Source organism: Streptomyces sp. NBC_00846, from assembly GCF_045207325.1.
Classification (GTDB): domain Bacteria; phylum Actinomycetota; class Actinomycetes; order Streptomycetales; family Streptomycetaceae; genus Streptomyces.
Genome location: NZ_CP108846.1, coordinates 6657153 through 6669061, shown reverse-complemented (window position 1 = coordinate 6669061; position 11909 = coordinate 6657153). Strand labels below are relative to the sequence as shown.

The 11909-nt window shown below is 71.9% G+C and carries 10 protein-coding genes; 3 read left to right on the top strand and 7 right to left on the bottom strand.

Annotated features, from left to right (window positions below; translation table 11 throughout):
• Positions 1-47: 47 nt before the first annotated feature.
• From OG936_RS30630 to OG936_RS30610, 5 genes are all read right to left on the bottom strand, one after another.
• On the bottom strand, positions 48-2150 hold the full coding sequence (locus tag OG936_RS30630) for a phage holin family protein (protein WP_406499103.1): 2103 nt from the start codon (positions 2148-2150) through the stop codon (positions 48-50).
• 102 nt (positions 2151-2252) lie between these two features.
• The gene (locus OG936_RS30625) at positions 2253-2654 is read right to left on the bottom strand and encodes a hypothetical protein (RefSeq protein ID WP_406499101.1); all 402 of its coding nucleotides are present in this window, start codon (positions 2652-2654) and stop codon (positions 2253-2255) included.
• Between the two features lie 166 nt (positions 2655-2820).
• Positions 2821-4245: a gamma-aminobutyraldehyde dehydrogenase gene (locus OG936_RS30620; protein ID WP_406499099.1), complete on the bottom strand. Its 1425-nt coding sequence runs from the start codon at positions 4243-4245 to the stop codon at positions 2821-2823.
• Between the two features lie 66 nt (positions 4246-4311).
• Complete coding sequence (locus OG936_RS30615) at positions 4312-4749, bottom strand: YybH family protein (protein WP_406499097.1); 438 nt, start codon at positions 4747-4749, stop codon at positions 4312-4314.
• A gap of 50 nt (positions 4750-4799) precedes the next feature.
• Positions 4800-6338, bottom strand: coding sequence for a purine-cytosine permease family protein (locus tag OG936_RS30610; RefSeq protein WP_406499095.1), 1539 nt, complete (start codon positions 6336-6338; stop codon positions 4800-4802).
• A gap of 142 nt (positions 6339-6480) precedes the next feature.
• On the opposite strand from OG936_RS30610, the gene OG936_RS30605 reads away from it, so the two are divergent.
• From OG936_RS30605 to OG936_RS30595, 3 genes are all read left to right on the top strand, one after another.
• Positions 6481-7932: a PucR family transcriptional regulator gene (locus OG936_RS30605; RefSeq protein WP_406499093.1), complete on the top strand. Its 1452-nt coding sequence runs from the start codon at positions 6481-6483 to the stop codon at positions 7930-7932.
• A gap of 127 nt (positions 7933-8059) precedes the next feature.
• Complete coding sequence (locus tag OG936_RS30600; protein WP_406499091.1) at positions 8060-8842, top strand: MBL fold metallo-hydrolase; 783 nt, start codon at positions 8060-8062, stop codon at positions 8840-8842.
• Positions 8839-9459: a DedA family protein gene (locus OG936_RS30595; RefSeq protein ID WP_406499089.1), complete on the top strand. Its 621-nt coding sequence runs from the start codon at positions 8839-8841 to the stop codon at positions 9457-9459. The genes OG936_RS30600 and OG936_RS30595 overlap by 4 nt, the downstream gene beginning before the upstream one ends.
• Here the strand turns inward: OG936_RS30595 and OG936_RS30590 are convergent.
• Positions 9449-10507, bottom strand: a complete 1059-nt coding sequence (locus OG936_RS30590) for an MBL fold metallo-hydrolase (RefSeq protein WP_406499088.1) — start codon at positions 10505-10507, stop codon at positions 9449-9451. The genes OG936_RS30595 and OG936_RS30590 overlap by 11 nt on opposite strands.
• Before the next feature lie 25 nt (positions 10508-10532).
• Complete coding sequence (locus OG936_RS30585; protein WP_406499086.1) at positions 10533-11810, bottom strand: aminotransferase class I/II-fold pyridoxal phosphate-dependent enzyme; 1278 nt, start codon at positions 11808-11810, stop codon at positions 10533-10535.
• Positions 11811-11909 lie beyond the last annotated feature (99 nt).

Sequence of the window (11909 nt, the reverse complement as noted above, 5' to 3'; positions counted from 1 at the left end):
CCTGCCGCCCACCACTGACAACACCCTCCCAGCAGGGACGACGGCCCTCAGCCGGCCACCTGAACCGTTCCGTCCGTTTCGTCGGCACCGCCCACCGCGGCGGGCGCCGCCAGCGGGATCTGCGGCCCCGGGCACTCCCGCAGCCACCGCCGCAGCACCCCGTGCACCTGCTCGGCCCCCACCAGCTCCGTGCCCTCCGCCACCGGCGCCGACAGTTCCGCCGGCCACAGCAGGAACGGCCGGGACTGCTCGCCGCCCAGGCCGCCGTGCGAGCCGATCTGCTCCTCGAAGGCGTGCACAACGCCCGTGCCCCCGTCGTACATCGAGTTCACCATGATGTCGGCGACGTGCGGGAAGGTGTCCGTGCGCCGCACCGCGGCCGCCGCGCCCGGACCGAAGGAAGCCAGCGGCCCCTGCCCGTCCTGCAGTTCCGACACCGGTACCTCGATGCCCCCGCGGCCCAGGACGACCGATCCGTACTGTTCGCTGCGGACCAGCAGAAAGCCGATGCCGGGGTGGTTGGCGAGGGTACCGAGCAGCGCGGGACGGCTCCGGTCGAGCTGTTCGCGCGAGGCGCGTCCCTCGATGTCCGGGAAGGAGATCAGGCCGAGGTTGCCGGAGGCGAGGACGACCGGGTCGGACGGCTTCGCGCGGTGTTCCGCCTCGCCCTCCTCGACCGGTCGGCGGTGCAGGGCGATCCGTACCGCGTCACGCGCCTCCGAACCGCTGCGGGTGCGCTGCGCCCGACGGGGCACGGGCAGCCCGCAGCCGGCCCGCACCAGGTCCTTGAGCGTCAGCCCGTACGCCCCCGCGAACGTCTCCCCGGGGCTCTGTCCGTGGTCGGAGAGCAGCACGATCCGGTAGGTGCGCGGGGTGTGTTCGGCGACCTTCTCGATCAGTGCGAGCGAGCGGTCCAGGCGAGCGAGCACCTTCTCCGCGTCGCGGCTGTGCGGTCCGGAGTGGTGCGCCACCTCGTCGTACGCGACCAGGTCGGCGTAGACGGCGGTGCGTCCGGCGAACATGTCCCCCATGACGGCGGCGACCACCACGTCACGTTCGACGACGGTCGCGAAGGCCCGGATGAAGGGGTAGAACCCACCGCGTTTGATCCGGGGCGTGTCCTTCCGTATCCGCGCCCGGGTCGACTGGCCGATCTCGCGGCAGACCTCGGCGACGAACGACAGCGCGGTGCGTACGGCGTTGGCCGGGTCGGAGAAGTAGGCGAAATACCCCGACCTGGAACGGCGGCCCCTGCCGAGCCGGGCCGCCATGGACAGGACGAGCGCCAGCTGATCGGCGCCGCCGCTGAAGAGGTTGCCGCGGCTGGCGCCGTCGACCGTGAGCAGCCCCTCGTCATGGGTGCGGGCGATGGCCCGGCGCTGGATTTCGAGGGCGCTCGCGGGGCGGCTGGAGACCATGACGTCGCCGGTCTCCTTCTCGTACCAGCGGAAGGCGGGGACGTCGTGGTTGCTGCCGTGCAGGATGCCGAGCTGGCTGGCGCCGGTCTGGCTGGACCAGTCGGTGCGCCAGGGGGTGAGCCGATGGCTCTTCTCGTCCGCGAGCCAGTTCGCGACGGTCGGCATCAGGCCGGAGCCGGCGGCGCGGACGAGCACGTCGTGGCCGACGCCGTCGAGCTGGATGAAGACGGTGCCGGGCGGTCCGCTGCGCCCGCTGTCGGCACCGCTGCGCCGTCTGCGGCGGTCGGCGAGCCGGGAGAGACGGCGCCGGTAGGCGTTGTCGTCGCGGACGGCGAGCGCCGTGGAGGTCGCGGAGGCGACGGCGGACATCACCGCCGCGACGACGACCGCGGTCTCCGGGTTGGCGGCGCCGCGCCCGTCCGGTATGAGCCGCAGGGCGACCAGGAGCAGCGAACCGTTGAGGAAGAAGACGAGCATCCCGAGGACGAGTGCGGGCACGATGAGCAGCGCCCGTACCAGGACCGGCCAGACCAGCGCGGAGAGCAGACCGAACGCTCCGGCGCCCCAGGCCGCGGTGAACGCGGTCTTGGTGATGCTGTCGCCGTTGTCCGACTGGAGCTGGAAGTCCGGCAGAATCCCGGCGAGTGCCAGCATCGTGAGCGTCGAGACCGCCCAGACCACAATCACCCGCATCAGGGCGTTGCCGGCTGTTCGCCATCGCCCGTCACCCACGCCGTTCCCACCTCACATCCGGACCCCGCCGTTCCGGGCCCTGACCCCCCAGCCTTTCACAGCGGGGCCGCGAACCGTCGGCGACAGCGGTCGGGGGGACGGTCAGCAGCCGTCGTATCCGGCGGTCGGCATGGAGAGCCTGCGGTGCACGCTCGCCTTCGTACGGGCGCTGTACGACGGCTCGTCGAGTCCCACGATCTCCAGCCGTACGCCGCGCCGCTCGCACTCCGCGGTGAACTCCGGCACCGAGGTGAGGGCCCGCGCCAGCACCCGGTCGTTGGCGGCGACGAACACCTCGACTTCGCCGCTCTCGACGTCCGTCCACAGGGCGTGGTGGTCGGGGCGCAGTCCGTAGAAACGCAGCTGCCGGGTGACGACGTATCCCTTGTCGGTGGCCCAGCGGGCGCACATGTCGTGCTGGCTGCGGGTGTCCACGAGGAACGGATCACTGTCGAGTTCCTCGAGTGGTGTGAGACTGGCGATGGCCGCCACCCGTAAGTCCATTGCGTCCCCCGTGGCCGTCCCCCGTGCTGGGCGTAACGGCGACCCTACCCCTCCGGCCCCCGCGCAAAAAGGCGCGTGCGGGGACGGGAGGAGCGAGGGGGCGTGCGGCGTACGGACACGGAACGCCGGTGCGCCCCCCGCCGGGGGCGCACGTGGTGCGGGTGGGTCAGAGCGAGGTCATGACGTGCTTGATCCGGGTGTAGTCCTCGAAGCCGTACGCGGAGAGGTCCTTGCCGTAGCCGGACTTCTTGAATCCGCCGTGCGGCATCTCGGCGACGAGTGCCATGTGGGTGTTGATCCACACGCAGCCGAAGTCGAGGTTCTTGGACATCCGCATGGCGCGGGCGTGGTCCTTGGTCCACACGGAGGACGCGAGGGCGTAGTCGACGCCGTTGGCGTACGCGACGGCCTGGGCCTCGTCGGAGAAGGACTGGACGGTGATGACGGGGCCGAAGACCTCGTTCTGGATGATCTCGTCGTCCTGCTGGAGGCCGGAGACGACGGTCGGGGCGTAGAAGTAGCCCTTCTCGCCGACCCGGTGGCCGCCCGCCTCGATCTTCGCGTGGTCGGGGAGGCGGTCGATGAAGCCACTGACCTGCTTCAGCTGGTTGGCGTTGTTGAGCGGGCCGTACAGCACGTCCTCGTCGTCCGGCTGCCCGGTCTTCGTGTCGGCGGCGGCCTTGGCGAGGGCGGTGACGAACTCGTCGTGGACGGACTCGTGGACCAGGACGCGGGTCGCGGCCGTACAGTCCTGGCCCGCGTTGAAGAAACCGCCGACGACGAGGTCCTCGACCGCCTTCTCCAGGTCCGCGTCCTCGAAGATCACCGCCGGGGCCTTGCCGCCGAGCTCCAGGTGGACCCGCTTGACGTCCTTGGCCGCGCTCTCGGCGACCTGGATGCCGGCCCGTACCGAACCGGTGATGGAGGCCATCGCCGGGGTCGGGTGCTCGACCATCGCGCGGCCGGTGTCGCGGTCGCCGCAGATGACGTTGAAGACGCCCTTGGGGAGGATCTGACCGATGATCTCGGCGATCAGCACGGTCGACGCCGGGGTGGTGTCGGACGGCTTGAGGACGACGGCGTTGCCCGCGGCGAGCGCGGGGGCGAACTTCCACACAGCCATCAGCAGGGGGTAGTTCCACGGCGCGACCTGGGCGCAGACGCCGACCGGCTCGCGGCGGATGATCGAGGTCATCCCGTCCATGTACTCACCGGCCGAGCGGCCTTCGAGCAGCCGCGCGGCGCCCGCGAAGAAGCGGACCTGGTCGATGGCCGGGGCCAGTTCCTCACTGCGGGTGAGGTGGAGCGGCTTTCCGGTGTCACGGCTCTCGGCGGCCACCAGTTCGTCGGCCCGCTCCTCCATCGCGTCGGCGATCTTCAGCAGGGCCAGCTGCCGTGCGGACGGGGTGGTGTCCCGCCAGGCGGGGAACGCGGCAGCGGCGGCGGCCATCGCCGCGTCGACGTCCGCCTGGCCGGAGAGCGGGGAGGTCGCGTAGACCTCGCCCGTGCTGGGGTCCACGACGTCGAGGGTGCGGCCGTCCGAGGCGTCCGCGAAGACGCCGTCGATGTAATTGCGGAACGTGGTGCTCATGGAACCGGTCTTTCTCATGGTCGGGCGGAACGCGTGGTTGGACGGCGTAGCGGTAAGGGGGGGCGGTCAGGCTGCCGTACGGACGGACAGGTGCTCGTGGACGGCGGGCCAGCTGCCGTCGGCGGCGCGGGCGAACACGATCGTCTCCCGCTCGTGGACGGTCTCCTCGCCGGCCCGGGTGGCGACCGTGGTCTCCACGTCATGGCTGAAGACGGCCGTGGTGCCGTAGTGCTGGATCAGCTGTCCCGTAGAGGTGCAGCGCACGATGCGGAAGCCGTCCTCCGCCACCCACTGCTGCCACAGCGCACGGTACTCGTCGGTGGAACCGAGCCGCCGCGGGGTGGAGTGGAAGACGAAGGTGGCGTCCGGGGCGAAGGAGCCGAAGTAGTCGTCGAGGCGGCCTTCGGCGAAGGCGGCGATCAGCGCGTCGGCGGCGGCGCGGACTTCCCGGGCGTCCTGCACGTCTTCGACGTCCTGGACTTCCTGCGCGGGGGTGGTGCTCATGTGCGGCTCCTGGCTACGGGGCGGGGCGGGGCGTCAAAAGGCCGTGGTGTTCAGACCGCGGTGGCCGGCTCGGCGGCGGTCTCCTCGTCCGGGCTGCCGACGATGGGCGCAACCGCGGTGTCCGACGCCCTGACGAAACGAGGGCCCTCCGGTCCGTACACCCCGCGCGGCTCGGGGAAGAGGGTGAGCAGGCCGAGGTAGACGACGGCCGCGAGGGCGAGGCCGACCGGCAGCGAGATGTCGGCGCCGTTCGCGAGGTTGCCGAGCGGGCCAACGAACTGACCGGGCAGGTTGGTGAACAGCAGCGCCACACCGGCGGAGAGCAACCAGGTGGACACACCGCGCCAGTTCCAGCCGTGGTTGAACCAGTAGCGGCCACCGGTCTGACGGCGGTTGAAGACCTGGAGCGCGTCCCCGTCGTACCAGCCGCGCCGGGTCACGTAGCCGAGTGTCATCACGATCATCCACGGGGCGGTGCAGGTGATGATCAGCGTCGCGAAGGTGGAGATGGACTGGGCGAGGTTGAGCGCGAAGCGGCCGATGAAGATGAACGCGATCGACAGGGCGCCGATGAAGAACGTCGACTGCACCCGGCTGAAGCGGGTGAAGACACTGGAGACGTCGAGGCCGGTGCCGTACAGCGCGGTCGTGCCGGTCGACAGGCCACCGATCAGGGCGATCAGGCAGAGCGGCAGGAAGTACCAGCCGGGTGAGATGGCGAGCAGTCCGCCGACGTAGTTGGGGGCGTCCGGGTCGACGTACTCGGCGGCCTTCGACGCGATGATCGAGGCGGTGGCCAGGCCGAAGACGAAGGGCAGCAGCGTGGCGATCTGAGCGAGGAACGCGGCGCCCATCACGCGGCGGCGGGGCGTCGTAGCCGGGATGTAGCGCGACCAGTCGCCGAGGAACGCGCCGAAGGAGACCGGGTTCGACAGCACGATCAGCGCGGAGCCGATGAACGACGGCCAGAACAGCGGATCGGCCGTCGACGCGAAGGTGCCCGCGTAGCCCGCGTCGAAGTCTCCCGCGAAGGCGAAGACACCGAGGACGAAGAGCGCCGACGCGGCGATCACCGCGATCTTGTTGACCATCAGCATGAAGCGGAAGCCGTAGACGCAGACCACCAGGACGAGCCCGGCGAAGATCGCGTATGCAATGCCATAGGTCACATCCGACTCGGGCAGACCCGCGAGTCGGTGGGCGCCTCCGACGAGCGCGTCGCCCGAGGACCACACCGAGATCGAGAAGAACGCGACCGCGGTGAGGAGCGAGAGGAACGAGCCGACGATCCGGCCGTGCACGCCCAAGTGGGCGGAGGAGGACACGGCGTTGTTGGTGCCGTTGGCCAGGCCGAACAGCGCCATCGGGGCAAGCAGCAGCGCACCGGCGAGAAGGCCGAGCAGCGTCGCCGCGAGCCCCTGCCAGAACGAGAGCCCGAACAGGATCGGGAAGGAGCCCAGCACGCACGTCGCGAAGGTGTTGGCACCGCCGAAGGCGAGCCGGAAGAGGTCGACCGGCCGAGCGGTGCGGTCGGCGTCGGGAATCCGCTCGACACCATTGGTCTCGACTTCGGTGATCGAGGTAGTCATGGCGCTCCAGCTTTTGTTCATGAGGCAGCCCCACACTCTGTTCATATGGGACGGTCCCGCTGTTCATGGGACGGTCCCACAGTCTGTGCCCCCGGACTGCGGCCGACAATTGTGCACATCACAGAGCAGTACGCTGTTGTCTGTGGCCAGCGACAAACTCACCGTCGAGGATCTGCTCTCGTTCCCCGCTCTCCAGCTCTCCGTGAAGGCGGGCAGCAGCGGCCTGGGACGTTCCGTTTCCTGGGCGCATGCGAGCGAACTCGCCGATCCAACGCCCTGGCTGCTGGGCGCCGAGGTGATCATGACGACGGGGCTGGCGGTCCCGCGTACCGCAGCCGGGCAGCGCGCCTATCTGGAGCGGCTCGACGACGCGGGTGTCTCCGCGCTGGCCCTGTCTGCGCAATTGCACATGCCACCACTGCATGACGCGTTCTTCCGGGCGGCCGAGGAGCGCGGGTTCCCGGTCCTGGAGGTCCCGCTCGCCGTCCCGTTCATCGCCGTCTCCCAGGAGGTCGCGGCCTCGGTCCAGGAGGACGCCAGGCACCGGCTCGGCGCGCAGCTCCAGGTCTTCGGCTCGCTGCGCTGGCTGGTCGCCGAGGACCTCGACACGCCGACGCTGCTGCGCCGTCTGGAGCGCCTGTCCGGTTACGACGTGTATCTGTGCACCCCGCAGGGGCGGCCCCTGCTTCCGGGGGTGCCGGTGCCGGACCGGGGCGTGCTGCCCGCGTCGGTGGACGCTCCGCCGACCATTCCCGGCGGGTTCGTGCTGCCCGTGCCGGCGCCCGGCGGCCCGGCGGGATTCCTCGTCGCGTACGAACGCGAGGGCGCCCAGCCCGCCGGGCTCGCGGTCGTCCAGCACATCGCCACGGTGGCGGCGCTACGGGTCGCGATGGTGCGCAACGAGCGCGAGACGCTGCGCCGCGAGGGCGCGGAGACGCTGGCCGAACTCCTTCAGGAGGTGCTGGACCCGGAAGCGGCCCGGCGCAGGCTCGCCCGGCATGCCATCGAGGGCGACACCGTGCTGATCGTGGTGCGGCAGGCCACGGACGAGGCGCTGCTGCGCTGCCTCCAGGACCATCCGCATCTGCTGCTCACGTGGGGCACGGACCGGTATGTCCTGGGCGCGCCGCAGCTGGCGGCGGAGATCGGTGAACTGCCGGATGTGGCGGCCGGGATGAGCCGCCCGTTCCTTCCCGGGGCCCCGTTGCGGGTGGCTCAGCGCGAGGCGCTCTGGGCGGTCTCGAAGGCCGTCGAGTCGGGCCGTTCCGTGGTCCGCTACGGCGACGACTCGCTGGGCCGGTGGCTGCCCGACGACCCGGCCGTGCTGACCGCGCTGGTCGAGCACGTGCTGGGCGACGTCCTGCGCTACGACACGGCGCACGACTCGCAGCTGCTGGTGTCCGTCCGTACCTGGATGGAACGGGACCGCCGCACGGAGACGGCCGCGGCCGCGCTCCACATCCATCCCAACACCCTCGCCTACCGGCTGCGCCGCTTCGGTTCGCTGGCCGGCCGTGACATGGCGTCGACGGGGGCCCTGGCGGAGGTCTGGCTGGCGATCCAGGCAGCGGGGGCGCTGGGCCTCACCGACTGAGAGTGACCGGCCGCGGTCGACGGCCGGACGGAGCCGGGCCCCCGTTCGGGTCACGGCACTAGGCTCGATGCCGGGGCCGGAGCAAGGAGCCGGAACCAAAGGAATCCCGGGAACGAGGAGGCACCGCGTGCCGGTGGAAGTCACCTGGTGGGGTCATGCCACCTGCACGATCGAGGACTCCGGGGTCCGTGTGCTGACCGATCCGCTCTTCGTACGGCGCTTCGCGCACCTGCGCCGACGCCGCGGCGAGCTGCCCGCCCCCGAGGCCGCGGTCGCCGATGTGGTGCTCGTCTCGCACCTGCACTCCGACCATCTGCATCTGCCGTCACTGGCCCGGCTCGCGCCCGGCAGCCGGCTCATCGTGCCGACGGGTGCGGTGCGCTCCGTACCGGGGCTGCGGGTGCTGCGCTCGGTGCGCGGGCTGCGGATCAACGAGGTCTCTCCGGGCGACGTGGTCCCGGTCGGCGCGGTCCGGGTCCGGGCCGTTCCCGCGCTGCACGACGGCAGGCGGCTGCCCGTGGGCCCGCACCGCTCCCCCGCGCTCGGCTATGTGGTCGAGGGCGAGGCGCGGACGTATTTCGCCGGTGACACCGGGCTCTTCGACGACATGGCCCGGGCCGTCGGTCCGGTGGATGTGGCGCTGTTGCCGGTGGGCGGCTGGGGTCCGCACCTGGGCCACAGTCATCTGGACGCGGGCCGGGCCGCGCAGGCGCTGGCCCGGCTGGCTCCCCGGTCGGCCGTGCCGGTGCATTACGGGACGTACTGGCCGATCGGCATGGACGGGGTCAGGCCGCACGAGTTCCACTCGCCGGGTGACGAGTTCGTCCGCAAGGCGGCGCTGCTGGCGCCGGAGGTGACGGTGCACCGGCTGTCGCACGGCGAACACGTGTGGCCGGAGGCCGCCCGGTGATCCAGGAGGTCGTCAGACAGCTGCCCCCGGAGTCGACGCAGCAGGCGGTCGGCTACCCGTCCCTGTTTCTGCTGGTGGCGCTGGGCTCGCTGGTGCCGGTGGTGCCGACGGGCGCTCTGGTGAGTTCGGCCGCCGTGGTGGCGCTGCATCAGGCGTCGCCGTTCTCGCTCCTGATCGTCTTCGGGGTGGCGTCGGCCGCGGCGTTCCTCGGTGACATCTGTCTCTACTGGCTCGGTCAGCGCGGGGTGCGGTCGAAGAACGGTTCGAAGTGGCTGCGGACGATCAGCAACCGGGCCGCTCCGGAGCGGCTGGCGCAGGCGCAGCAGAAGCTGGACGAGCACGGTGCGGTGGTGCTCGTGCTGTCGAGGCTGGTTCCGGCGGGCCGGATTCCGGTGATGCTGGCCTGTCTGCTGGGCCGGATGCCACTGCGCCGGTTCGCCCGCGGGGATGTGCCGGCCTGTCTGGCGTGGGCGGCGACGTACCAGCTGATCGGCACTCTGGGCGGTTCGCTCTTCCCCGAGCCGTGGCAGGGCGTGGTGGCGGCGGTGGGTCTGACGCTGCTGGTCAGCGGGGCTCCCGCGGTGTGGCGCAGGATGCGGGCGCGGTTCAGCCACTGACCGTGCGGGGTACCGGGTCGAGCAGGCGGGAGCCGCCGATCGGCAGGTCCCAGAGCCGTGTCCGCGGGTGCCCGGCCCGCTGCCAGGCGGTACGGAGCCGGGCCAGCGGTTCCAGTACGGGCTCCGCGGAGAGCAGGAAGGTCGCCCAGTGCATCGGCGCCATCGCGCGGGCGCCGAGGTCCTCGTACGCCTGCACGGCCTCCTCCGGATCGGTGTGCACGTCACCGAGCCACCAGCGCGGTTCGTACGCGCCGATCGGCATCAGGGTCAGGTCGATGCCGGGGTACCGGCGGCCGATCTCGCCGAACCAGTGCCCGTACCCGCTGTCCCCCGCGAAGTGGATCCGCTGCCCGTCGCCGCCGTCGGCGCCGATGATCCAGCCGCCCCACAGGGAGCGGCAGGCGTCGGTGAGGGTCCGCTGGGACCAGTGGTGGGCGGGCACGAAGTCGAAGCGGACGCCGTCCAGCCGGGCCGATTCCCACCAGTCGAGTTCGGTGACGCAGGTGAAGCGGCGACGGCGGCACCAGTGGCCGAGTCCGGCGGGGACGAACAGCGGGGTGTTCCGGGGCAGCCGGCGCAGGGTGGGGGCGTCGAGGTGGTCGTAGTGGTTGTGGCTGATGACGACGGCGTCGACGGGCGGCAGGTCCTCCCAGCGGACGCCGACCGGCGTGATCCTGGCCGGGGTGCCGAGGATACGCCGGGACCAGACGGGGTCGGTGAGGACGGTGAGACCCCCGGTGCGGACGATCCAGCTGGCGTGCCCGGCCCAGGTGACGGAGGTGGCGCCGGCCGAGGTGACGGGCAGGGGTTCGGGGGCGTACGGGAGCCGCTGGATGCCGCGCAGCCCTTCCGGGTTGGGCCGCAGGGCGCGTTCACGGGCCAGCCGGGACATGCTCATGACGCTCGGGAGTGGCGTGGTGAGCCGGTCGGCGAAGGTTGTGGGCCAGACCCGGACCTCGCCGAGCGGACGCGGTTCGACGACCTCGCCGCGCGAGATCCGGTGCGGTTGCGCGATCCCCGTGCGGGAGCGCTCGGTGTGTTCCGTCATCGAGAGACTCCCGTCTCGCTGTTCCTCATCGGAGTTCGTCGAGTGCCGTCCCGAAAATGCTCAGGGCTTCGGCCACATGCGGCAATTCCAGGGGCTCCACAGCGGTGAGGGACTCCATCTGCTGTTCCGGGGTCGAGCCGAGCAGCGTCCCGGTGCCCAGCCGTACGCGCAGCGCCCCCAGTTCGTCGCCGAACCGGTGGCCGCCCGGCGTCGGTGTACCGAGACGTTCCGTCAGGTACTCCTCCAGCTCCAGGGAGTCCGTGACACCGCGGTTCGCCAGCCTCGATCGGAGCGGCCCGAGATCGGCGTACAGATGGCGCCCCGCCTGCGGGGGCCTGGCCAGCGCGCCCGACGCGAGAACCGCCCGGTGGGCCGCCGCGGCGACCTTCGCCTGGAGCGCGGCGGACCGGCGGACCCGGTCGGTGACGGATTCCGGTTCGCGCAGCGCGTGGGCGGCGGCCATGGCGACGGGCCCCGCGACGAGCGCGCCGAGCGCGGTGAGGATGTCGAGGGTACGTGCATGGCGCGCCGACGCCCGCTCGGTGTCCGGGAACCGGGCGACCGCGACCGGCCAGGCGGACGGGGTCAGCGCACCGGCGAGATCGCTGACGACCGTGACGTCGTCGGGGCACATCTCGGCCGGACTGAGCAGGACCGTGTCGTGCGGCCGGTGCAGGGTGTCGCGCCACGTCTCGTCGCTGACGATGTGCATCCCCTCGGCGACAGCGGCCTCGCAGGCCTCGCGCACCAGTTCCGGCGGGGCGACGGTGGCGGTCGGGTCGTCGACGACGGAGATCAGCAGCAGCCGGGGCCGGCCGCCCTCGGCGCGCACCCGGCGCACGGTCTCCAGCAGCGCGTACGGATCGGGCACACCGCCGCACTCGGCCGGGGTCGGCACGTGGTAGGCGGGCCGGCCCAGCAGCCGGGCCTGCGGGAACCAGGTGGCCGTGCAGGGGCGGGGCATGAGCACGTCGCCGCCGTGCGCGGCGATCAGCGCGAGCAGCAGCGGCGAGGCGCCCGGGGCGGCGGCGACGTGCTCCGGGCCGCCGTGCAGTCCGCGCCGCGCCCAGTACTCGGTCGCGGCCTCGCGCAGGGCGTCGCCGCCGCCGGTCGGTTCGGATTCGCCGCGTCCGGCCGCGGCGGCGAGCACCTCGGCCAGTTCGGGGAGGACGGGCAGCCCCGGATCGAGGGCCGGCGGCCCGTACCGGACCGGGCCGCGGTCCTCCCGTACGGAACGCGTGCCGCCCCCGCCCTGCCGGCCGCGCCCCGCCAGTCCGGTCCGCCCGGTCCGCTTCCGCGCCATCGAACCTCCTTCGCCGCCCCGTCGCCCTGTCCCGTGCGTCCCGCGCTCAGGGTCCCTTGGTACTCAATCAGGAACCTTTAGCACTCAGGGCCCTTTATA